Origin of the sequence: Kribbella sp. NBC_00482, from assembly GCF_036013725.1 — a bacterium.
In the GTDB taxonomy this organism is placed as follows: Bacteria; Actinomycetota; Actinomycetes; order Propionibacteriales; family Kribbellaceae; genus Kribbella.
In genome coordinates, this window is sequence record NZ_CP107881.1 from 8382549 (window position 1) to 8402223 (window position 19675).

General features: G+C 67.9%; 19 protein-coding genes. 7 read left to right on the top strand and 12 right to left on the bottom strand.

Annotation, left to right across the window (positions count from 1 at the left end):
• Nucleotides 1–2: 2 nt before the first annotated feature.
• From groL to OHB24_RS40310, 8 genes are read right to left on the bottom strand one after another with little or no spacing between them, the layout of a single operon-like run.
• On the bottom strand, nucleotides 3–1652 hold the full coding sequence (gene groL, locus OHB24_RS40275; protein WP_327636233.1) for a chaperonin GroEL: 1650 nt from the start codon (nucleotides 1650–1652) through the stop codon (nucleotides 3–5).
• A 13-nt stretch (nucleotides 1653–1665) separates the two neighbouring features.
• Nucleotides 1666–2691: an NAD(P)-dependent alcohol dehydrogenase gene (locus OHB24_RS40280; RefSeq protein ID WP_327636234.1), complete on the bottom strand. Its 1026-nt coding sequence runs from the start codon at nucleotides 2689–2691 to the stop codon at nucleotides 1666–1668.
• A complete protein-coding gene (locus OHB24_RS40285) occupies nucleotides 2688–3422 on the bottom strand; it encodes an iron-sulfur cluster assembly protein (protein WP_327636235.1) in 735 nt (244 codons plus the stop codon). Before OHB24_RS40285 ends, OHB24_RS40280 begins: the two co-directional genes overlap by 4 nt.
• Nucleotides 3419–4438 (bottom strand): amidohydrolase family protein, encoded by a 1020-nt coding sequence (locus tag OHB24_RS40290; RefSeq protein ID WP_327636236.1) that lies wholly within the window; start codon nucleotides 4436–4438, stop codon nucleotides 3419–3421. The genes OHB24_RS40285 and OHB24_RS40290 overlap by 4 nt, the downstream gene beginning before the upstream one ends.
• A gap of 7 nt (nucleotides 4439–4445) precedes the next feature.
• Entirely contained in the window at nucleotides 4446–4781 is a 336-nt protein-coding gene (mimD, locus tag OHB24_RS40295; RefSeq protein WP_327636237.1) for a propane 2-monooxygenase effector subunit MimD, read from the bottom strand.
• Between the two features lie 2 nt (nucleotides 4782–4783).
• Nucleotides 4784–5926 (bottom strand): aromatic/alkene monooxygenase hydroxylase subunit beta, encoded by a 1143-nt coding sequence (locus OHB24_RS40300; protein ID WP_327636238.1) that lies wholly within the window; start codon nucleotides 5924–5926, stop codon nucleotides 4784–4786.
• 1 nt (nucleotide 5927) lies between these two features.
• The gene (locus OHB24_RS40305) at nucleotides 5928–6965 is read right to left on the bottom strand and encodes an FAD-binding oxidoreductase (RefSeq protein WP_327636239.1); all 1038 of its coding nucleotides are present in this window, start codon (nucleotides 6963–6965) and stop codon (nucleotides 5928–5930) included.
• A 30-nt stretch (nucleotides 6966–6995) separates the two neighbouring features.
• Complete coding sequence (locus tag OHB24_RS40310) at nucleotides 6996–8630, bottom strand: hypothetical protein (RefSeq protein ID WP_327636240.1); 1635 nt, start codon at nucleotides 8628–8630, stop codon at nucleotides 6996–6998.
• 207 nt (nucleotides 8631–8837) lie between these two features.
• Here OHB24_RS40310 and OHB24_RS40315 point away from each other — a divergent pair, with 207 nt between their 5' ends.
• The 5 genes from OHB24_RS40315 (at nucleotide 8838) to OHB24_RS40335 (ending at nucleotide 13945) form a co-directional block, all read left to right on the top strand.
• A complete protein-coding gene (locus OHB24_RS40315) occupies nucleotides 8838–10463 on the top strand; it encodes a sigma-54-dependent Fis family transcriptional regulator (RefSeq protein WP_327636241.1) in 1626 nt (541 codons plus the stop codon).
• A gap of 174 nt (nucleotides 10464–10637) precedes the next feature.
• Nucleotides 10638–11366, top strand: a complete 729-nt coding sequence (locus tag OHB24_RS40320; RefSeq protein ID WP_327641162.1) for an amino acid ABC transporter ATP-binding protein — start codon at nucleotides 10638–10640, stop codon at nucleotides 11364–11366.
• Nucleotides 11367–11414: 48 nt separating this feature from the next.
• A complete protein-coding gene (locus OHB24_RS40325) occupies nucleotides 11415–12341 on the top strand; it encodes a glutamate ABC transporter substrate-binding protein (protein ID WP_327636242.1) in 927 nt (308 codons plus the stop codon).
• An 87-nt stretch (nucleotides 12342–12428) separates the two neighbouring features.
• Nucleotides 12429–13076 (top strand): amino acid ABC transporter permease, encoded by a 648-nt coding sequence (locus OHB24_RS40330; protein ID WP_327636243.1) that lies wholly within the window; start codon nucleotides 12429–12431, stop codon nucleotides 13074–13076.
• On the top strand, nucleotides 13076–13945 hold the full coding sequence (locus OHB24_RS40335) for an amino acid ABC transporter permease (RefSeq protein WP_327636244.1): 870 nt from the start codon (nucleotides 13076–13078) through the stop codon (nucleotides 13943–13945). Before OHB24_RS40330 ends, OHB24_RS40335 begins: the two co-directional genes overlap by 1 nt.
• 41 nt (nucleotides 13946–13986) lie before the next feature.
• On the opposite strand, the gene OHB24_RS40340 is transcribed toward OHB24_RS40335, so the two are convergent.
• Nucleotides 13987–15237: an aspartate aminotransferase family protein gene (locus OHB24_RS40340; protein WP_327636245.1), complete on the bottom strand. Its 1251-nt coding sequence runs from the start codon at nucleotides 15235–15237 to the stop codon at nucleotides 13987–13989.
• Nucleotides 15238–15325: 88 nt separating this feature from the next.
• Here OHB24_RS40340 and OHB24_RS40345 point away from each other — a divergent pair, with 88 nt between their 5' ends.
• Both OHB24_RS40345 and OHB24_RS40350 read left to right on the top strand, forming a co-directional pair.
• Nucleotides 15326–16420, top strand: coding sequence for an LOG family protein (locus tag OHB24_RS40345; protein WP_442913942.1), 1095 nt, complete (start codon nucleotides 15326–15328; stop codon nucleotides 16418–16420).
• Nucleotides 16421–16452: 32 nt separating this feature from the next.
• Nucleotides 16453–17175 (top strand): alpha/beta fold hydrolase, encoded by a 723-nt coding sequence (locus tag OHB24_RS40350; RefSeq protein ID WP_327636246.1) that lies wholly within the window; start codon nucleotides 16453–16455, stop codon nucleotides 17173–17175.
• On the opposite strand, the gene pdxY is transcribed toward OHB24_RS40350, so the two are convergent.
• Genes pdxY through rlmN form a run of 3 tightly spaced genes read right to left on the bottom strand, consistent with a single transcriptional unit; the run spans nucleotide 17153 to nucleotide 19654 of the window.
• Nucleotides 17153–18004, bottom strand: a complete 852-nt coding sequence (pdxY, locus tag OHB24_RS40355) for a pyridoxal kinase PdxY (RefSeq protein ID WP_327636247.1) — start codon at nucleotides 18002–18004, stop codon at nucleotides 17153–17155. The genes OHB24_RS40350 and pdxY overlap by 23 nt on opposite strands.
• A 19-nt stretch (nucleotides 18005–18023) precedes the next feature.
• Complete coding sequence (locus OHB24_RS40360; protein WP_327636248.1) at nucleotides 18024–18536, bottom strand: DivIVA domain-containing protein; 513 nt, start codon at nucleotides 18534–18536, stop codon at nucleotides 18024–18026.
• On the bottom strand, nucleotides 18536–19654 hold the full coding sequence (gene rlmN / locus OHB24_RS40365; protein WP_327636249.1) for a 23S rRNA (adenine(2503)-C(2))-methyltransferase RlmN: 1119 nt from the start codon (nucleotides 19652–19654) through the stop codon (nucleotides 18536–18538). The genes OHB24_RS40360 and rlmN overlap by 1 nt, the downstream gene beginning before the upstream one ends.
• Between the last annotated feature and the right edge of the window lie 21 nt (nucleotides 19655–19675).

Below are 19675 nucleotides of genomic sequence, written 5' to 3' on the forward strand. Positions count from 1 at the left end.
TCTCAATAGATGTTGGACGGCCGGACCATGCCCTCGGCGAGATCGCCGAAGCCGGGCGCCATGATCGCGCCGGGGTTGCCGACGATCTCCTCGACGACCGCGGTCTCGGTGGTGATCAGCAGCGCCGCGATCGAGGCCGCGCTCTCCAGCGCCGCCCGGGTGACCTTCAGCGGGTCGATGACCGCCTCGGCGACCATGTCGCCGTACCGGCCGGTGAGCGCGTTGAAGCCGTGGCCGCGCGGCAGTGCGGCAACCTGGGCGACCACCTCGTCGCCTTCGTACCCGGCGTTGATGGCGATCCACCGCAGCGGTTCGGGCAGCGCCCGCCGGACGACCTCCCGGCCGATCGCCTCGTCGCCGGTCAGCTCCAGCTTCGACAACGCCGTCTGCGCCTGGACCAGGGCGGTTCCGCCTCCGGCGAGGACACCCTCCTCGAGCGCGGCGCGGGTCGCGGCCAGCGAGTCGTCGACCCGCAGCATCCGTTCCTTCAGCTCGACGCTCGTCGCGCCGCCGACCCGGATCACCGCGACCTTGCCGGCCAGCCGCGCCATCCGCAGCTGCAGACTGTCCTGGTCGGCGTCGATCTTGGCCCGTTCGAACTGCTTCTCCAGCTGGGCGATCCGCGCCTCCACCAGGGACGCGTCGCCGTGACCTCCGACGATCGTGGTGCTGTTCTCGGTGATCGTGATCCGGTCGCAGGAGCCCAGGTGGTCCCGGCTGACCTCGTGCAGGTCGAGACCGGTGTCCTTCGCGATCACGGTGCCGCCCAGCGCGGTGGCGAGATCCTCCAGCTCCGCGATCCGGCGGTGCCCGAAGCCGGGAGCGTGCACCACGACGGACCGCATCGTGTTGTGCATGTTGCCGCCGACCAGCAACTGCAGGGCCGGCCCGTCGACGTCCTCGGCCAGTACGACGAGCGGACGGTCCGCGCGCTTGGCGATCTCGATGGTCGGCATGATGTCCTGCACCTGGGTGATCTTCTTGTTCGTCAGCAGGATCACCGGGTTGTCGTAGACGGTCTCCATCCGCTCCCGGTCGGTGACCATGTACGCCGACACGTACCCGTGGTCGAACTCGATGCCGTCGACGACCTCCACCGACATCCCGAGCGTGTCGGACTCCTCGGTGGTGACGACACCGTTGCGCCCGACCCAGTCGACCGCGTCCGCGATCACCGCGCCGATGGTCTCGTCGTCGCTGGCCGCGAGGGTCGCGATGTGCCGCAGTTCGTCCCGGCCGCCGACCTCGACGGCCCAGCTCCGCAGCGTCTCGATCACGACCGGTACGGTCTGCTCGATGCCGCGCCGTACCCGCATCGGGTTCGCGCCGGCGTCGACCTCGCGCAGCCCTTCGCGGACCATCGCCTGCGCGAGCACGGTCGCGGTGGTGGTGCCGTCGCCGACCACACCGTTGGTCTTCATCGCGACTTCCTTCACCAACTGGGCACCCATGTTGGCGAACGGCTCGCGCAGCTGGATCTCCCGCGCGATCGTGACCCCGTCGTTGGTGATGGTCGGCGGGCCGGTGAGCTTCTCCAGTACCGCGTTGCGGCCTTTCGGCCCGAGCGTCACCTTGATCGCGTCGGCCAGCGCGTTCACGCCGGACTCGAGCAACCGCCGGGCGTCGGTGTTGAACCGCAGTTCCTTCGCCATGGTCAACCTCCTGCTAGGGAATGAGGATCGCCCGGCCGCGGACCAGGCCGCGGTCGAGGTCGTCGAGGGCCTGCTGGAACTCCTCCAGCGGGTACTTCGTGGTGTGCAGCGCGACCTTGCCCTGCGCCGCGAGCTCCATCAGGTCCTGCAGGTCGTTGTACGACCCGACCAGGTTGCCGATGAAGTTGATCTCGGTGGAGATCACGTCGATGGTCGGTACGTCGAGGTTCTCGCCGTACCCGACCACGTAGTAGTTGCCGGCCCGGCGCAGCATCTCGATCCCGTCGGCGGTGGCGCCGCCCTCACCGACGAAGTCGATCACCGCTTCCGCGCCGTGCCGGCCGGTCAGCGCCCGGACCTGCTCGACGTGGGTGCCGTCGGCAACGATCCCGTGGTCGGCGCCGATCTCCACGGCGAGGTCGACCGCGGCCTGGTTGCGGTCGACGACGACCAGGGTCGCGGCCGAGATCGCCTTCAGCACCTGGAGGCCGATGTGACCGAGCCCGCCCGCGCCGATCAACACGCAGACAGCTCCCGGCCGGAGTGCCCGCGCCGCCTTGGCCGCCGCGTGGTACGCGGTCAGTCCGGCGTCCGCAAGCGCGGCGACGTCCGCCGGCTCCAGTGCGTCGTCGATCCGCACGACGCTGCGGGCCGTCGTCCGCAGATAGTCGGCGTACCCGCCGTCGGTGTCGATGCCCGGGAACGCCGACGCCTCGCAGTGCACGTCGTCGCCGGACCGGCACGCGCGGCAGAGCCCGCAGGTGATCAACGGGTGCAGGATCACCTTGTCGCCGACGGCGACGTTCGTGACGGCGTCGCCGATCGCGTGCACCCAGCCGGCGTTCTCGTGCCCGATCGTGTAGGGCAGCATGACGCCGCTCTTCTCGGCCCACTGCCCTTCCAGGATGTGCAGGTCGGTCCGGCAGACGCCGGCGCCGCCGATTCGGACGACCACGTCGAGCGGCCCGGTGATCTTCGGCTCCGGTACGTCGTTGAGCTGCAGGTTGCGGTGGTAGCCGGTGACCTGGACGGCCCTCATCTCTTCCTCCTCGTGTTGGTGATCCGGGTTGTCGTCGGCTCGTCGTCGTACCGGGTCTGCAGCAGTCCACGGCAGAAGTGCGCGTTGCCCTCGACCGAGATCCGGACCGCTTTCGCGAACCGCAGTCGCATCGGCGCCGCGTCCGGCGGCACGGGTACGCCGTCGTCGTCGACCAGCACCAGATCCTCCGGCCGGATCCCGAGCCCGATGTCGGTCCGCCGGCGCAGCAGTGCGTCCTTCTGCGGACCGCCGGGGAGGTGCCAGAGCGTGAGCCCTGGCAACTCCTCGACGGACTTGCCGGTGGACCGGAGCAGCGCCATCACGCACCGCTCCATCGCCGCCGTGTGCGCCTTGCGCTGAAAGGTCCGGCGCAGTTCGTCGAGGTCCTGATCGGCCTCGTCACCGAACGTGCCGACGTAGCCCGCGTCCGCGGCCAGGCCGGCGTTGATCTTGTCCGAGTCGTGGTGATCGTCGAGCAGTACGGTCACCTTCCCCACCTCGGGCACCCGACGCAGGGCGTCGACCGCGTCGGATGCCATCAGGTAGGCGAAGTTGGGCGCGCAGAACGAGGTCGGCAACCGCAGATGCACGGTCACGCCGGCGTCGTCGATCAGGATCGACCGGACGAATCCGAGGTCGGTGACGGGCTGGTCCAGCTCGGGGTCGATGACGGTCGCCAGCGCCGCCACGACCTCGGCCTCCAGCTCCAGCGACCGGTCGACCGCGATCATGACGCCACGGCTTCTTCCCGCGACCCGGCGCCAGCCGGCAACCGGAGCTCCTCGGGTACGTCGAGGTCGTACAGCGCTGCCGCGTTCAGGCCGAGGATCTTCTTCTTCTGCGCCGTTGTCAGCGGCGCGTACTCCGGCAGGTCGGACGGGATCTGGAAATCGACGAACTTCTCCACCAGCCACTTCGGCGTCCAGAGCGCGTAGTCGGAGGAGAACAGGATCCGGTCCTCGCCGATCCAGTAGAGCAGCTCCCCGATGATCTGCGCGAAGTACTTCGGCCGGCTGTGGATGAACGGCATCGCGACCGCGAGACCGCCGTACACATTGGGCTCCTGAGTCGCGATCCAGCAGAAGTCCTCGAGCCGGGGCAGGCCGACGTGCTCGACGATGAAGTTGAGCTCGGTGTAGTCGGTCGCCACCTTGTCGATGTCGGCGACGTCGAACGAATCCCGGTCCAGCGGCCTGATGGTGGGGCCCTTGTGGACATGGATGTTCTTGATCCCGAGCTCGAGGCACTCCTCGAGATAGCGCCGCGACCACGGGTCGTCCAGCTTCCAGCCGCGCGAGTCGCCGTACCACTCGGCGGTGTAGAGCTTGACGCCCTGCAGGTTCATCCGCGCGGCGTCCTTGCGCAACCGCTCGAGCCCTGCCTCCGCGTGCCGCGGGTCCCACGCATGGTTGTACGTGAGCTTGCCGGGGTTGGCCCGGGTCAGCGCCAGTGCGTCCTCGGTCTGCCCGAAACCGTTGACGTAGAAGTCGCCCAGGATGGCGGGCTGGAAGATCGCGTGGTCGACGTACCCGTCCTCGAAGAGGTCCTTCAGGAGCCGCTGCCCGCCGTAGTACGTGTAGGTGTCGTAGTCCCACACGACCTCTTCGGGGCTGAGGTTCTTGTGGTAGTCGTAGAAGCAGTCGATGAACTGCTTGCCGTGGATGTTCTTCTGGTTCGCCGCGCGGGCGTCCCACAGGGCGATGTGCGCGTCGACGATGAAGTACTTCTCGCCGTTCTTCTCGTACATCCCGGCCTCACTTCGTGGTGAGGTCGAAACCGATGTACTCGGCCGCGTCCTCGGGACTGGCGAACAGGATGGTCTTGTCGTCCAGGTGCACCATCCGGCCGTAGTGGGTGGACGAGATCTCCTCGAACACCGACCCGTCGAACTCCATCCCGAGCGCGTCGGACAGCTCGGCGTAGTCGAAGTCGAGCAGCCCGGTGCCGTCGACCCGGATCATCGACGGGTACTCGGTCAGCTCGACGCCCTCCTTGGCGCCCATCACCTGGGCGACGACGCGGCCGATCGGGGTGTTCATCAGGGTCACGCCGGTCTTGTTGGAGAACGAGGCGTCAGATCCGAACTGCATGCTCACTGGTCCAGCTCCTTCGGAGAGTCGAGCCCGAGGTCCTCGAGCAGGGAACGGAACTTCTGCTTGGCCGCGTCCAGGCTGTCCGCGAACGTGACGGACTTGTCGGCCGGCTGCGACCAGATCGGCTGCAGGGCGTGCGCGGCGTCGAGGCAGCGCGGCACCCAGGTCGCGAGCCACTCGCCGAACAGCGCCTTGTTGCTCTCGCCGTACTCGGCGTCCCGGGTCAGCAACCGGAACAGGTTGCGGGTGTAGGCGAGATCGCGGTCGTAGTCGTGCTCGCCGGTGCCGACGATCGTCGGCGTGATGTAGTCGCCGTTGCGAGCCGCGATCTGCATCACCAGCTCGGTCCGGAACAGCGATCCGACCAGCTGCTCGAAGACGATGTTCGTGGCGAAGAGCAGCTCGCACCAGTCGCCGACGGCGGTCAGCCGCTCGACGACCTCACGCGTCGGCTGCCACTCCGGCGCACTCTGCCAAACCTCCTTGTGCGCAGCGCCGTCGAACGCTACGTCGGCTCTCTTTCCCCCCTCTTCTTTGCTTTCCTTCCCTTGCCCAACGGCCTCCGACAGGTCGAGGTTGAACAGGGCGAGGTCCTGGGCGAAGCGCATCTTGTGCGCGGCGTTCACGGCCACCGCGGTGTTGATCATGTTCGTCGGGCCGGAGCGCTGGATGCTGGTGAAGACGTGCAGCGCGAGCCCGTTCTCGGCGTGCATCCAGGCGCCGAGGTTACGCTCGACGAACTTCAGCCAGGCCGGGTTCCAGGCGTCGTACGCCCTGGCCCGCTTGGCGTTCTGCAGGCCGAGGTCGACCTGACGGACGACCGCGGAGTTGTTCCGGTAGATCGTCTGGTTCCACTCCTCGTTCGGGTCGAGGAAGGCGTGCCAGTTCGACGACTTCGCGGCCGTCCACTCCTTGGGGTAGCCGCCGGGACCGTCGCCGAAGCCGTAGATCCAGCCCTGGCTCAGGTGCCGGTCGGGATCGGGCTGTACGTCGACCGTGACGTCCTCGTACATCGTCGCGCGCAGCTTGGCCGGCTTGTAGTAGTTGTACGATCGGCTCTGCGAGCTGGGGAACTCCAGCGCGCCGGCCTCGGAGTCGGTGAACTCGATCGCCGGGAAGCTGCGTTGCTTGGTTTCTGTCATCTCAGACTCCATCGGTAGCTGGGCTGGTGAACTTGTCGTAGAAGACCTGGTCCTTCGGCACGTTGCTTGCCTCCAGCAACGCCAGGGCGGCGTCGACCATCGGCGGCGGGCCGCACAGGTACACCTCGCTGCGGTGCAGCTCGGCTTCCCGCCGCTCGACGATCTCGGTGACGTTGCCTTCCTCGACCTGGAGCCCGTCTGCGTCCTGAGCCGACTCGGACAGGCAGGCGATGAACTCGAACCCGGTGAGATCCGCCCCGAGCTCCTTGATCGCCTCCAGGTAGAACAGGTCGGCCGCCGTGCGGGCGCCGTAGTAGAACCGGACCGGACGGGTGCTGCCGGTTTCCTTGAGGTGCCGGAGGATGGACAGGATGGGCGCCATCCCGGCCCCGCCGGCCACGCAGACCACCGGCAGCACGTGGCCGTCCTTCAACGTCGACGAGCCGTACGGCCCGGTCAGCGACAGTTCGTCGCCGACCGCGAGCTCGCCGTCGAGGAGGGCGGAGAACCGTCCGCCCGGGTACTTCTTGATCAGGAACTCGATCTGGTCCGGCGTCGACTGGGTGGTCGCCATCGAGAACGACCGGTGGTCGTCGGTGCCGGGGATCGTGATGTCGACGTACTGCCCCGGCCTGAACTCGAACGCCGCCTCGGTCTTCAGCCGGAGCGACACGATGTCGCGGGTGACCGGTTCGATCGCCTCGACCCGGGCGGACACGGTCTGGATCGGGAGGCCGCCGAGCAGCTCGTCCTCGTCGAAGTTGAGCAGCTCGATCGTGCAGTCGCTGAAGGCGTGTGCCCGGCAGAGCAGCACGTACCCGTCGGCGACCTCGGCGTCGTTGCAGGCGAAGGTGGAGTAGCGCTCCATCTGCAGGTCACCGTCGAGGACGTACGACTTGCAGGCGGAGCACTGCCCCTCCCGGCAACCGTGCATCAGGTGGATGCCCTGCCGGAACGCCGCGTCGAGGATCTTGTCGTCCTCCGTGACGTCCATCTCGATGTCGACCGGTTCGAAGCGGATCCGGTGGGTGTCGGCCATGTCGGCCTCCTCCTGATACTCGGTGCGGATTCAGGCCGCCGTGGTCCCGTTCGCGCGGTAGGCCGCCACGTGGGCCTCGCGCTCGGCGTCGGACATCTCGTTCAGCAGCACGTTCGGGCTCATGAACGTGTTGCCGCGGACGTCGTCGAGGGTCCACAGCTTCTTCGGGTCGTCCAGGTCCAGGTGCGGCTGGCCGATCAGCGTCTTGCCGTCGTCCCGCACGTACCCGAGGTCCTGGACGATGTCGGCCAGGTCCTTGTTGTGGTGCAGGGTCTCCCACTCGCGGAAGCCGGTCAGGCGGCCCATGTTCGGCGTCGGACGGCCGTCGTACTCGCCCCGGAACGCGACCGCGTCGGTCCAGTAGCAGGTCTCCGAGCAGTACGTGCGCCACTGGTCGTCGACCTTCTCGGTGACCATGTCCTCGCGGATCAGGCACGGCACCATGCAGGTCCAGCAGCGGTGCGGGTACTGGTACCCGACCTCCTCGAAGGCGATCGGCTTGTTCCGGCCCGGGTACGCGAGCCGGTTGTAGTTCTCCCACCACTTGCCGTACTTCGAGTACCAGCCCGGGTACTTGTGCTCGAACCACTCGAAGTCCTTGTCGGTCATCGCGTCGATCCGCCAGTAGTTCACCGGCCAGCCGGTCGCGAAGAACCGCGCCACCTCGTGCACGTAGCCCTTGTTGGTGATCCGGTTCCACGCTTCCTCGACCAGGTCGTGCGGAATCGTGAGCCCGTACTTCTCCAGCGGCAGCAGGTAGCTGCGGTAGTAGTCGTCGTAGATCCACCGCCGCCACATCTCCGCATAGCTCTCGCGGTCCTTGCGGCGGTCCTTCGTGCCGTACTCGATGAACGTGCCGATGGCCGCGTCCACGACGCAGTGGTTGTTCCACCAGGCGTAGCGCAGGTCGCGCTCCAGCAGCGGCCGGTTGCGCTCGTCGGCCAGTGCCATCAGCAGGATCGAGTAGCCGTTGCTGATGTGGCGCGACTCGTCGGACTGGACCGAGTGGAAGACGGTCGGCAGCAGGTAGTCCCCGTTCGCGGCCGCCTCGTCGGGCATCGCGACGAACAGTGTGTTGGTGAACGCGGTCTCGGCGACCACGGTCAGGTAGATGTTCGCGGCGGTGATCGCGTCACCGGTGATGAACCCCTCGCCGAACTGCCGGCCGATGGTGCCCGCGTAGTTGTTCGCGAACGCCTTCTCGGTCATGTCGAACCCGGCCGGGTCGATGTAGTTGTTCATGTACAGGCGTTTGAGGTTCATCTGGATCGTCGAGTGCCTGACCTCGTCGATCATCTGGACGGCGAGCCCGTTGTGGATCTCCGGGTTCGGTACGGCGTCGATCGCCATCGGCATCGCCCGGGCCGCGGAGATCTCCGGGAACGGGATGATGCTCAGGAACAGCTTCTGCCACTCCAGCCAGCGCTGCTGCACCTGGCGGAACATGTTCCCGCGGATGGCGCCGTCCATGGCGCCGTACACGCGGTTGTCCTTCTCCTCCTCCATCGGGAAGTAGGACCGCATGATCTGCTTCAGCGGGTCCTTCTTCGGCGCCTTCTCGAACGTGTAGTCGGTGCCGAACCGGGTCGCCGGGGTCGCGAAGGTCGGGTCCCAGGACAGCTCGGTGATCTTGGCGTGGGCCTTGGTAAGACTCTGCCTGCTCAATGTGGGCCTCCATCATCGGTGTTGAACAGCGATGAAAGCCGCCCATTGGACGTCTCTGTGTCTCAATGTGAGATGGCGGTCCTTCGCCAGGCGGCTACCGTGGGAGCAGTTCCGCTGGTGACGGACGAGAAGGAGACGGTCATGGGCAATGCACAACCGGTCCGAGATCCGATCCGAGTGTCATGGGAGCGTTCACATGCCTCCCAGGTGGACGTCGACCGCCCGGCGCCGGTGTACTTCGACCGGATCGACCGGGAGACCACGCTCATGCGGGCGGCCCGGCCGGTCATCGACGCGCTGTCGGCGGAGCTCCACAACGAGCCTGTCTGCATCATCCTGACCGACGCGAAGGGTGTCGTCCTGGACCGCCGGGGCGGCGACCCCGCCCTGCTCCGCCGGCTGGACTCGGTCGACCTCGCGCCCGGATTCCAGTACGCCGAGTCCGCGGTCGGGACCAACGGGATCGGTACAGCGCTCGAGGTGTGCGGGCCGATCCTGGTCGACGGCGCCGAGCACTACAACGGGAAGCTGCGGATGTTCTCCTGCGCCGGCGCACCGATCACGCATCCGGTCACCGGCGGCCTGCTCGGCGTCCTGGACATCACCACCCAGGCCAGGAACTCGAACTCGATCCTGCTGTCGTTCGCCAAACTCGCGGCCCGGCGGATCCACGAGCGGGTCGTCGAGGAGGCGAACGCGCTCGACCACGCCTTGCTGAGTGACTACTACGCCGCCTGCCGGCACAGCGGCGGACCGGTGCTCGCGCTGGGCGACGAAGTCTTCATGATGAACGCCTACGCGCAGGCACGCTTCGACGCCATCGACCAGGCGGCCCTGATCGACCGCACCCGCGACGCGCGCGGCGGCACCAAGCCGCAGGTCTTTCTCACCGATCTACCCAGCGGGACAACCGCCCGGATGGCCTACCGGCCGACCTTCGTCGGCGACACCCTGGCCGGCGGGGTCATCCAGATCAAGGAGCAACGTCTGCCGGCCCGCAGCCACCAGGTCACGCGGTTCCCGGTGGTTCCCGGGACGACCGGAACCAGCGCGGTCTGGCAGCACATCATCCAGGAGATGCTGGATGCGTGCAGCCGGTCCGAGTGGCTGATCGCCGACGGCGAGCCGGGTGCGGGCAAGCTGTCGCTGCTGCGCGCGGTCCGCAGGCAGGTGGCACCTGACCGGCGGCTTGCCGTCCTCGACCCTGCGGTGACGGGCGAAGACCTGGTGGCCGAGGCCCGTGCGGAGCTGGAGTCCGGCGCCGATCTGATCATCCGGCGAGCGCACCTGCTGACCGGTGAGAACCTCGACGGCTTCACCGAGCTCCTGCAGAGCGTCCGCGACGGCGCGACGGCCGGGGACGCCTGGGTCGCGCTCACACTGCCGGCGGACCGCGCCGAGATCGCCGACCAGCTGCTGGCCTTCTTTCCGCGGACCGTCGAGGTGCCGCCGCTGCGGCATCACGTCGAGGACGTTCCGGCCCTGGTCCGGTCGCTGCTCGCGAAGGCCGGCATCAACGGCCTGACCTTCTCCACCGCCACGATGAACCAGCTGATGCGGCTGCCGTGGGCGGGCAACATCACTCATCTGCGCTCGGTCCTCGCGGCGGTCGCCCGGCGACGCCGGTCCGGCGTGGTCGAGCTGGCCGACCTGCCGCCCGAGTGCCGGGCCACGACCCGGCGGCAGCTGAGCCCGATCGAAGCGCTCGAGCGGGACGCGATCGTCGACGCGTTGTCGACGTACGACGGCGACAAGAAAGCGTCGGCCACCGCGCTCGGGATGTCCCGGGCGACCATCTATCGCAAGATCCGCGAGTACGGAATCGTCACCTGACGCGGCGCCCCGAGCAGAAACGGACAAACCCGAGCAGTCTGTGATCGCAGCGTCACGATCCGCTTCGTTCATTGCAGATCGTTACCACCGTGGAACCACCCGGGCCTGCGACCGCACCCCCGGCTCCGCTAGGTTCTGGCCATGAGCGATTCCGACACGCTGACGAAGACTGGTCTGGTAGCGCTGACCGGCGTCAACAAGCATTTCGGTGAACTGCACGTCCTGAAGGACATCAACCTGTCCATCGATCAGGGCGAGGTCGTCGTGGTGATCGGACCGTCCGGGTCCGGTAAGTCGACGCTCTGCCGCGCGATCAACCGGTTGGAGCCGATCGACTCCGGCACCATCCTGCTGGACGGCCAGCCGCTGCCCAGCGAGGGCAAGGCCCTCGCCACGCTGCGTGCCGACGTCGGCATGGTCTTCCAGTCGTTCAACCTGTTCGCGCACAAGACGATCCTGCAGAACGTCACGCTCGGCCCCCTGAAGGTCCGCAAGACCGACCCCAAGCAGGCCGAGAAGCGGGCGATGGAGCTGCTGGAGCGGGTGGGGGTGGCCAACCAGGCCTCGAAGTACCCGGCTCAGCTGTCCGGTGGCCAGCAGCAGCGGGTCGCGATCGCGCGGGCCCTGGCCATGGACCCCAAGGTCATCCTCTTCGACGAGCCGACATCGGCGCTCGACCCGGAGATGATCCAGGAGGTCCTCGAGGTGATGGTCGACCTGGCCAAGCAGGGCATGACGATGGTCGTGGTCACGCACGAGATGGGCTTCGCCCGGACCGCGGCGAACCGGGTGGTGTTCATGGCCGACGGCGAGATCGTCGAAGAGGCCAGCCCGGAAACCTTCTTCACCAACCCGACCTCACGGCGGGCCCAGGACTTCCTCGGCAAGATCCTCAAACACTGACGTCCGCCCGCAGCCGTACCCAGCAACGAAACGAAGGGGAACCTGATCATGAGAATGCGCACCCTCGTCGCCACCTTCGGCGCCGCAGCGCTCGCGCTGACCGCTGCCGCCTGTGGCAAGGACGAGCCGAGCGCCGGCGGCGGCAGCACTGACGGCGCCGCGTCCGACTCCTGCGGCGAGCTGCACAAGTTCACCGCCGCGACCGGCGTGGACGTGGCCGGCAGCACGGCGTTCACCAAGATCAAGTCCGCCGGCAAGGTGACCGTCGGCGTCAAGGCCGACCAGCCGAACCTCGGTTACAAGGATGCCGACGGCAAGCGCTGCGGCTTCGACATCGAGGTGGCCCGGATGGTGTCGGCCGGCCTCGGTCTGGACCCGGACAAGATCGAGTACAAGGAGATCCCGTCGGCGAACCGCGAGACCGCGATCGCCGGTGGTGAGATCGACTACTACGTCGGCACCTACTCGATCACCGACAAGCGCAAGAAGCAGGTCTCGTTCGCCGGCCCGTACTTCATCGCCGGTCAGGACCTGCTGGTCCGCAAGGACGACACCTCGATGGACGGCGGAAAGACCGCCCTGAAGGGCAAGAAGGTCTGCTCGGCGACCGGCTCGACCCCGATCCAGCGGGTCAAGGACGAGCAGCTGACCGAGGCGAGCAACATCTCCGAGTTCAAGACCTACTCGGAGTGCGTCTCCCAGCTGCTGGACAAGAAGGTCGACACGGTCACCACCGACGACGCGATCCTCAAGGGGTACGCCGCCACGGCGCCCGACGAGCTGCGCGTGGTCGGCAAGCCGTTCAGCACCGAGAAGTACGGCATCGGCCTGCCGCTGGCCGACAAGGCGCTGCGCGAGAAGGTCAACTCCATTCTGGAGACGTCGGCCTCCGACGGTACCTGGAAGGCGATCTACGGCGAGACACTCGGCAAGTCGGGTTCGGACTCGACCCCGCCGCCGCTCGAGAAGTACTGATCCAGCAGCCGGCCGCGGTGCCCAACGACTGGGCTCCGCGGCCGGACTTTGTTCCTGTAGGCGCAGGTAGGTAAGAGGAAGGTCGCGATGTTCTCGGTCCTCACCGACAACTGGCCGTTGTTCCGGGACGGCTTCTGGCTGACCATCAGGCTGTTCGTGGTGTCCGGCGTACTCAGCCTGATCATCGGCACCGCGCTCGGGGCGTTCCGCGTCTCCCCGGTGCCCGCGCTGCGCGGCTTCGGCACCGGCTACGTCAACATCCTGCGGAACACCCCGCTCACGCTGGTTTTCGCGTTCCTGTTCTTCGGCGCCGCCAAGATGGACCTCGCGCTGCCCAACCCGTTCTGGACCGCGGTCGGCGCGCTGACGATCTACACGTCGGCGTTCATCTGCGAGGTGGTCCGGTCGGGCGTCAACACCATCGCCCCGGGCCAGTCCGAGGCGGCACGCGCGGTCGGCATGTCGTTCGTGCAGGTGCTCACGATCGTGGTGCTGCCGCAGGCCTTCCGGGCGATCATTCCGCCGTTGATGAGTGTGCTGATCGCCTTGCTGAAGAACACCACGATCGCGGCCGGATTCTCGGTGGTCGAGGCGGGCTCGATCCCGGCGGCGATGTCCGAGCGCGGTGAGAACCAGCTGCTCACGCTGGTCTGGATCACGATCGGATTCCTGATCCTGATCGTGCCGCTGATCTTCCTGCAACGGTGGGCCGAACGACGGACGGCGGTAGCCTGATGAGCGCAGTGCTGTACGAGACGCCCGGGCCGCGCGCGAAGCTCCGGAACCGGATCTCCAACATCGTGGTCCTGGTGGTGCTGCTCGGCGCGATCGCGTGGCTGATCCTCCGGATGTACGACTACGGCCAGTTCGAGGGACGGCTCTGGCGGCAGTTCCAGTACTCGTCGATCCAGCGGCAGTTGCTTGACGGCCTGCTGAACACGCTGAAGGCCGCCGGGCTCGCGGCCGTTCTCGCGATGGTGTTCGGCGCGGTGTTCGCCGCGGCGCGGATCAGCGACCACAAGTGGATTCGCACGCCTGCCACCCTGATCGTGGAACTGTTCCGCGCGGTGCCGCTGCTGATCCTGATGTTCTACTTCTACTTCGGCAACATCCAGTTCGGCCTCGGGCTGGGCCCGTTCTGGGCGGTCGTCTTCGGTCTGACCCTGTACAACGGGTCGGTCCTCGCGGAGATCTTCCGGGCCGGCATCGCCGCCGTACCGAAGGGTCAGCGTGAGGCGGCGTACGCGCTCGGTCTGCGGAAGAACCAGGTCGTCCGCCTGGTCCTGCTGCCGCAGGCGATCAGCGCGATGCTGCCGGCGATCGTGAGCCAGCTGGTCGTCCTGCTGAAGGACACCGCGCTCGGGTTCATCATCACGTACGGCGAGTTGCTGTACGTGGCGAAGCAGATGGGCGGTCGGCTCACGTACGGGTTCCCGTACATCCCGACGTACATCGTGACCGCGGTCATCTACATCGGCCTGTGCTCGCTGCTGTCCCTGCTGGCCCGCTACCTGGAGGGCCGCTCGAGGCGCCGCCGCAAGATCACCGGCGCCCCGCCGCCACTACCGCTGAGCCAAGACCCAGGCCAAGGAGCCCCGGTCTGACAGAACGAGGGCCCCTCCACCTGGAGGGGCCCTCGTTTCGTTCAGCGCAGGGTGTTGAAGGCGTCTCGGATGATCTCCAGGGCTTCGGTGGTCTCGGCTTCGGTCAGAGTCATTGGGGGCGCCATCCGGAGGACGTTGCCGTAGAGGCCGCCCTTGCCGACCAGGAGGCCGCGGTTCTTGGTTTCCTGCTGGAGCTTGGCGGTGGCGGCCGCGTCCGGACTGTTGTCGTCCGGTTTGACCAGCTCGGCGGCGAGCATCAGGCCCTTGCCGCGGACGTCGCCGAGTTCGGGGAACTCGTCGGAGATGCCGCGCAGGCCGTCGACGAGCTGCGCGCCGCGCTTGGCCGCGTTCGCCTGCAGGTCCTTGTCGAGCAGGTAGTCGATCGTGGCCTTCGCCGCGCTGGTCGAGATCGGGTTGCCGCCGAACGTCGACAGCGAGTTCGCGTTGACGCTGTCCATCAACTCAGCTCTTGCGACAACCCCGCCGATCGCGAACCCGTTCCCCAGGCCCTTCGCGAACGTCATCGCATCGGGCACCACGTCGTGGGCCTGGATCCCCCAGAAGTGGTCACCGGTCCGGCCCCATCCGGTCTGCACCTCGTCCGCGATCAGCAGGATCCCGTACTCGTCCAGCACCTGCTTGAAAGCGCCGTACAGCCCGTCCGGGGGTGACGAGAATCCGCCGACGCCCTGGATCGGTTCGAGGATCAGGCAGGCGACGTCGCCAGAGGTCGTGGTCTCGATGACGTTGCGCAGGTCGTCGACGCAGACCTTGATGTAGTCGGCGTCGGGCAGGTCGCGGAACGGGCTGCGGTACCGGTACGCGCCCTGCACGTACTGCACGTTCACCGGCGACAGGCTGCTCGCGGACCAGCCGCGGTTGCCGGTGATCGCGACGGTGCCGAACGCGCGGCCGTGGTACGAGTTGCGCATCGCCAGCACCTGGTTGGAGCGGCGGTTCTGGGTGGCGAGCAGCAGGGCCGTCTCGTTCGCCTCGGTGCCCGAGTTCGCGAAGAACACCTTGGCGTCAGGGATCCCGGACAGCTCGGCGATCTGCTCGGCCAGCTCGATCTGCTTGCGGATCAGGTACACCGTCGACGTGTGCGCGATCCCGGACGCGAGCTGCTCGCGCACCGCGTCGGAGATCTCCGCGATGTCGTACCCGATCGCGTTGGTCAGGATGCCGGCGAAGAAGTCGAGGTACGTGTTCCCCTCACCGTCGGTGACCCGGCGCCCGGACCCCTGCACGATCTCGATCGGCTCCTCGTAGTACAACGCGAGCCAAGCCGGCATAACGGCCTTGTGACGCTCCCAGAGCTCCGCATGTGTCATGCCTAAGCATTACCGCAGCTGAGAGCAGCCGTCTATTAATGTGCTCTGCGTGACGTTGCCGAGCATTCCGCATGTGGACATCGAGTCGTTGGAGCAGTTCGACCGGCTGCTGGCCGCGGGCGCCACCGCGATGGCCGGGTGGCGCGTGCAGTCGGTGGATCTGACCGGGCGTACGGCGGAACTCCTCGGGCTGCAGCCGACCGGCTCGGTGTTTCTCGGCTGCCTGCTGGAGGACAAGGCCGACGGGTGGGTGCGGGACGGCGGCGGGCTGGTGTTCCCGGCGATCCCGGAACTGCCGTTCGACGCGTACCGCGGGCGGCTGTACGACGCCGACGAGCTGTACGCCGGCCTCGAGAACGGGTACGACGCCACGCCGGACGCCCGGATCTACGCCTGGTCCCGTCAGCACGACGAGAAGGGCGACACGAGCCGTACGCTCGCCACGGCGCTCCACGACCACGCGATCGCGGACGCCTTGGCGGAACTGCCCGACGACGTGCCGTGGGTCGGGGTGATGGGCGGTCACGGCGTACTGCGGGGCGACGGCAACTACCGCGCCGCCGTACTGCTCGGCCGTACGCTTGCCCGGCGCAACCAGCTGATCGTCACCGGCGGCGGCCCGGGCGCGATGGAGGCCGCCAACCTCGGCGCGTCCCTGGCGTCGTACGACGAGGCCGACGTCGACGCCGCGCTGGCGGAGCTGGCCGCCGTACCGTCGTTCCGCCCGTCGATCGGCGCGTGGGCGGCCGCCGGGCTCAGCGTGCGCGCCCGGTTCCCCGGGAACGGCGGGGTGTCGATCCCGACCTGGTTCTACGGTCACGAGCCGCCCAACGTGTTCGCCGGCTCGATCGCGAAGTACTTCTCGAACGCCCAGCGCGAAGACGTCCTCCTCAACCGCGCCCGCGGCGGCATCATCTACCTCCCCGGCGCCGCCGGCACCGTCCAGGAGGTCTTCCAGGCCGTCACCCCCAACTACTACGGCGACGCCGCCACCCAGATCCCCCTCGTCCTCGTCGGCGTCGACCACTGGACGACGAAGCTCCCCGTCTGGCCCCTCCTCCAGTCCCTAGCCACCAACCGCCCCATGGCCCACTCCATCCACCTGGTCGACACCATCGAAGAGGCCGCCGAACTCGTCGGCTAGTTCTGTCGGTGGGGTGGTTTACGGTGCGGGGCATGGTGAACTTTGTGTTGGTGCCGGGGGCTTGGCTGGGGGCGTGGGCCTGGGACGAGGTTGCGGGGGTGCTGCGGGGTGCTGGGCATGGCGTTTACCCGGTGACGTTGAGTGGGCTGGCCGAGCGGCGGGGTGTGGATGCGGGTCAGCAGCAGCATGTCGACGACATCGTGGCGGTGGTCGAGTCGCAGGACCTGCAGGACGTCGTACTCGTAGGGCACAGCTACTCGGGGATCCCGGTCGGGCAGGCGGCAGGGCGGATCGGGGACCGGCTGCGGCGGGTGGTGTACGTCGACTCGAACATCCCGACCGACGGGCAGTCGTTCGTGGGCGGCTGGTCCGAAGAGGGTCAGGCGTGGGTGCGGGAGCAACTGGAGACGTCGGGCGGGTACTGGCCACCGCTGACCGCAGAGGACTACGTCGGGCAGGACCTCTCCGACGAGGCCGTCGCGTTGATCCTGGAGCGCGGTACGCCGCATCCGGGGAGCGCGATCTCCGAGCCGGCTCAGCTGATCAAGCCGATCGGCGAGCTGCCCACGACGTACCTCAAATGCCTGATGGACGGTACGACGCCCTCGACCGACGTGCTCGAGCAGCTCAAGTCTCCGGCCTGGGAGCTCGTCGAGCTCAACACGGGCCACTGGCCGATGTTCTCCCAACCCGCAGCACTCGCGCAGATCCTGAGCGCTGCTGCTGGATTCGTCAGGCCACCTGCTGTGGCTTGAACTGCATCTGCGGGCTGGCGTAGGCGTCCTGTGATTCCACGAGCTGCAACTCGCGCTCTCCGGACTCGTGGGTGCGCGTGAGCAGATCGAACACGCTCGAGGTCGTGCGCGCGAGTGCCTCCGCGAGATCACCCGTACGGCGGTAGTGCGCCGTGAAGAGCGCGGCCGTCACGTCACCCGAACCGTTCGCCTTCATCGGGATGTACGGCGTCTGCACGAGCCATGCGCCGCTGTCATCGACGGCCAGCATCTCGATCGTGCCGTCCTCGCGATCGGGGCGCTCGACGCTCGTGACGAGCACCGTGCGCGGTCCGGTCGCGCGGACCAGCTCCACCGACGCCAGCGTGGACTCGAGCGTGTCCGGCTCGGTGCCGGTGAGGAACCCCAGCTCGAACTGGTTGGGCGTGATGATGTCTGCTGCCGGCACCACCCGGTCGCGCAGCAGCACCGGGATGGCGGGGGCGACGAAGCACCCGGATTTCGCGTTCCCCATCACCGGGTCGCAGGAGTACACCGCCGCAGGGTTGGCCGCCTTCACCCGCGCCACCGTCTCGAGAATCACGTCAGCGATCCCCTCGCCACCCTGGTAGCCCGAGAGCACCACGTCGATCTGCGGAAGGACTCCGCGGTCCTCGATCCCCAGCAGAACCTCTCGTACGTCGTCCGGGCTGATCATGGGCCCACGCCACGCCCCGTAGCCGGTGTGGTTCGAGAAGTTCACCGTGTACACCGGCAGCACCTCCACGCCGATGCGCTGGAGCGGAAACACAGCTGCCGAGTTACCCACATGCCCGTAGGCAACCGCTGACTGGATCGAGAGGATCTTCACCGCCCGATCATCCCATTTGCTAGCTGAGCCAGGCTTCGGCGGTGTCGAGGAACACGTCTACGTCTTCGATGTCGTAGCCCTCGGTGAGGCGGACGGAGCTGAACTGGACGCGGCGGATCTCCGCAGCGGTCACCGGGCGGCTCACCGGAAGGCCGTTCACGGTCGCCAGCACCCGCTCGACGAACTCGTCCACCTCCGCGGTCGCGTATCCCTCACGCAGCCGGACTGTGCTGAACTGCGGTGCCGGCCGCCCTCCCGGAACCGTCGTGCCCGCCGCACCAGAGTCTTGTGCCACCGGACCGCCGGGCAGCCAGCGTTCCGCGTCGGCCAGGAACTTGTCGACCTCCTCGGTCGGGTAGCCCGCACCGAGCAACGGCGTACCGAACGCGGCGTTGCGGAGATCGTCGACGGTGACGTCCGGACCGACCGACCGGTGTTCGGCCGTGGCGATGATGCGGTCGACCAACGCGTCGACCTCCCCGCGGTCGTAGCGCTGACCGAGCCGGCGCACGCTGAACGCGGGCTTCAGCATCAGGACTCGCTCGCGGCGAGCTGCCCGCAGGCGCCGTCGATCTCCTGACCACGGGTGTCGCGGACCGTGACCGGGATCCCGCCGGCCTCGAGGCGGCGGACGAACTCGCGCTCGTCGGCCGGGTCGGAGGCGGTCCACTTCGAGCCCGGTGTCGGGTTCAGCGGGATCAGGTTGACGTGCACCCAGCCCCAGTCGCCGCGCGCGTTCAGCTTCTCGGCGAGCAGGTCGGCCCGCCACGCGTGGTCGTTGATGTCGCGGATCATCGCGTACTCGATCGAGACCCGCCGCTTGGTCTGCCGCGCGTAGCCCCAGGCCGCGTCCAGCACCTCGTCGACCTTCCAGCGGTTGTTGATCGGCACGAGCTCGTCGCGCAGCTCGTCGTCCGGCGCGTGCAGCGACAGCGCGAGCGTGACCGGGATCCCCTCGGTCGCCAGCTGGTTCATCCGCGGCACGAGACCGACCGTCGACACGGTCACACCACGCGCCGAGATCCCGAGACCTTCCGGCGACGGGTCCGTGAACCGCCGGACGGCGCCCATGACGGCCTTGTAGTTCGCCATCGGCTCGCCCATACCCATGAACACGATGTTCGAGACCCGGCCCGGCCCGCCGGCGACCTCGCCGCGCGCGAGCGCCCGCGCACCGTCGACGACCTGCTCGACGATCTCCGCGGTCGACATGTTCCGCGTCAGGCCGCCCTGTCCGGTCGCGCAGAACGGGCACGCCATCCCGCAGCCGGCCTGGGAGGACACGCACATCGTCACGCGGCCCGGGTACCGCATCAGGACCGACTCTACGAGCGAACCGTCGAGCAGCTTCCACAGCGTCTTGCGGGTCTCGCCGTTGTCGCACTCCAGGTCGCGAACCCGGGTCAGCAGCGGCGGCATCAGGTCCGTGACGAGTTTGTCGCGGGTCGCGGCCGGCAGGTCGGTCATCTCGGCCGGGTCGGACACCAGCCGGGAGAAGTAGTGGTTGGACAGCTGCTTGGCCCGGAACGCGGGCTCGCCCAGCGCCTCGACCGCCGTACGCCGCTCCTCCCCGGTGAGATCGGCAAGGTGCCGCGGCGGCTTCTTGGCGCGGCGCGGCTCATCGAACACAAGGGGAAGGGAGGTAGCCATAACTGCCCTATTGTCGCCCGC